The following is a 2,500-nucleotide window of genomic DNA, read 5'->3' on the forward strand; positions in this document are numbered from 1 at the left end:
TGGTGTTGTAGTTGGCGGATTGTTTGCCTTGTCTTATAGAGAAATAAAAGTTTGCATCGGCTCACATGAGCCTGATGCCTGTTCTGATTATCATTGTGAAGAGAAGATATGTCTGGAAGCTTCCAGGTGTTTTGCGCAATTCTTAAGGAATTGTTCGAGACGTCCGAGCCCAGTCCTGTTCAAGCTGTCGACGGTCTAGCCGATCCGAGACAGACCAGGGGCTGGAGAAGGTAGGAAGCTTGTTACTCAAGGCATGTTTGTTGTTGGTTGTTGGAACCATCAGGACTTCGAAGCTTTCGGGCCTCGGGGATTTTGGTGTTTCTGGCTGCCTCTGACGACATGTCGATGGATGTTGCCTGACCGCGCATCCCCGGACAGATCTCGAGAAGCTGGTCTTAATGATCCGGCCCCGAAGTGCACCGGCGTGCCTTCAGATGGGGAACGGATCGAACACGTTGATGGCATCATGAGATGGCCTGGTTGTAAAAGGTAACCGGGTTGGATTGGTGAGTAGTCGGTAGTGAGTGGTGAGTAGGATTTAGATCCTACTGGCTACTGACGAACACCTACTCACTTTCCTATTGATGAGCATTGGCAATGAGAACGATCAAGTGAAATAAGGGCAATTGGTGGATGCCTTGGCATGCACAGGCGATGAAGGACGTGATACGCTGCGATAAGCCGTGGGGAGCTGCGAATAAGCTTTGATCCATGGATTTCCGAATGGGGAAACCCACCTTAAATGCTTGGGAATCTGATGCGCCGGTGGCGCTGAGGGGATAGGAATTAGGCAGTAGGCAGTAGGGCAAGTCCCTATTGGCTAAGGCCTACTGGCTATTGCCTTTGTGCCTGCGGCACCTCAGGTTCCAAGCATTGTGATAAGGTATCTACACCTGAATACATAGGGTGTAAGAAGCGAACCCAGGGAACTGAAACATCTAAGTACCTGGAGGAAAGGACATCAACCGAGACTCCGCAAGTAGTGGCGAGCGAACGCGGACCAGGCCAGTGGCCTTGGGGAATAAAGTGGAACGGAATGGAAAGTCCGGCCGTAGCGGGTGATAGCCCCGTACATGTAGAACACCCAAGGTCCTTGAGTAAGGCGGGACACGTGAAATCCTGTTTGAAATTAGGGGGACCACCCTCTAAGCCTAAGTACTCGTGCATGACCGATAGCGAACAAGTACCGTGAGGGAAAGGTGAAAAGCACCCCGACAAGGGGAGTGAAATAGAACCTGAAACCGGTTGCCTACAAACAGTCGGAGCCCGCAAGGGTGACGGCGTACCTTTTGTATAATGGGTCAACGACTTAGTGTGACGAGCAAGCTTAAGCCGATAGGTGAAGGCGCAGCGAAAGCGAGTCTGAATAGGGCGTTCAGTTCGTCGCATTAGACCCGAAACCGAGTGATCTAGCCATGAGCAGGTTGAAGGTTGGGTAACACCAACTGGAGGACCGAACCCGCATCTGTTGCAATAGATTGGGATGACTTGTGGCTAGGGGTGAAAGGCCAATCAAACTCGGAAATAGCTGGTTCTCCGCGAAAACTATTTAGGTAGTGCGTCGACCGAATACCCTCGGGGGTAGAGCACTGGATGGGCTATGGGGACTCACCGTCTTACTGATCCTAACCAAACTCCGAATACCGAGGAGTACTAGTCGGCAGACACACGGCGGGTGCTAACGTCCGTCGTGAAGAGGGCAACAACCCTGACCTCCAGCTAAGGTCCCCAAGTCATGGCTAAGTGGGAAAGGATGTGAGGATCCCAAAACAACCAGGATGTTGGCTTAGAAGCAGCCATCATTTAAAGAAAGCGTAACAGCTCACTGGTCTAAATAAGGGTCTTTGCGCCGAAAATGTAACGGGGCTAAAGCCATGCACCGAAGCTGAGGATGACGACAAACCTTAGGGTTTGCGTTGTGGTAGCGGAGCGTTCCGTAAGCCTGTGAAGGGATACCTGTGAGGGGTCCTGGAGGTATCGGAAGTGCGAATGTTGACATGAGTAACGATAAAGGGGGTGAGAGACCCCCTCGCCGAAAGACCAAGGGTTCCTGCTTAAAGTTAATCTGAGCAGGGTTAGCCGGCCCCTAAGATGAGGCAGAAATGCGTAGTCGATGGGAACCACGTTAATATTCGTGGGCCTGGTGGTAGTGACGGATTGCGTAACTTGTTTGCTCTTATTGGATTGAGCAGGCGGGGAAGCGGTTCCAGGAAATAGCTCCACCGTATAGACCGTACCCGAAACCGACACAGGTGGTCAGGTAGAGTATACCAAGGCGCTTGAGAGAACTATGCTGAAGGAACTCGGCAAATTGCACGCGTAACTTCGGAAGAAGCGTGACCTCTTCGTACGCAAGTATGGAGGGGTGGCACAGACCAGGGGGTAGCGACTGTTTATCAAAAACACAGGGCTCTGCGAAGTTGCAAAACGACGTATAGGGCCTGACGCCTGCCCGGTGCTGGAAGGTTAAAGGGAGAGGTGCAAGCTTTGAACTGAAGCC

Annotated in this window: 1 rRNA gene (only partly in view); it reads left to right on the forward strand. The window is 51.9% G+C overall.

Features of this window, described 5'->3' with window-relative positions:
• Positions 1-605 precede the first annotated feature (605 nt).
• Positions 606-2,500 (forward strand): 23S ribosomal RNA (locus ASD32_RS20510) (it continues 994 nt past the right edge of the window).

The sequence above is a fragment of the Rhizobium sp. Root483D2 genome (genome assembly GCF_001426685.1).
In the GTDB taxonomy this organism is placed as follows: Bacteria; Pseudomonadota; Alphaproteobacteria; order Rhizobiales; family Rhizobiaceae; genus Pararhizobium; species Pararhizobium qamdonense.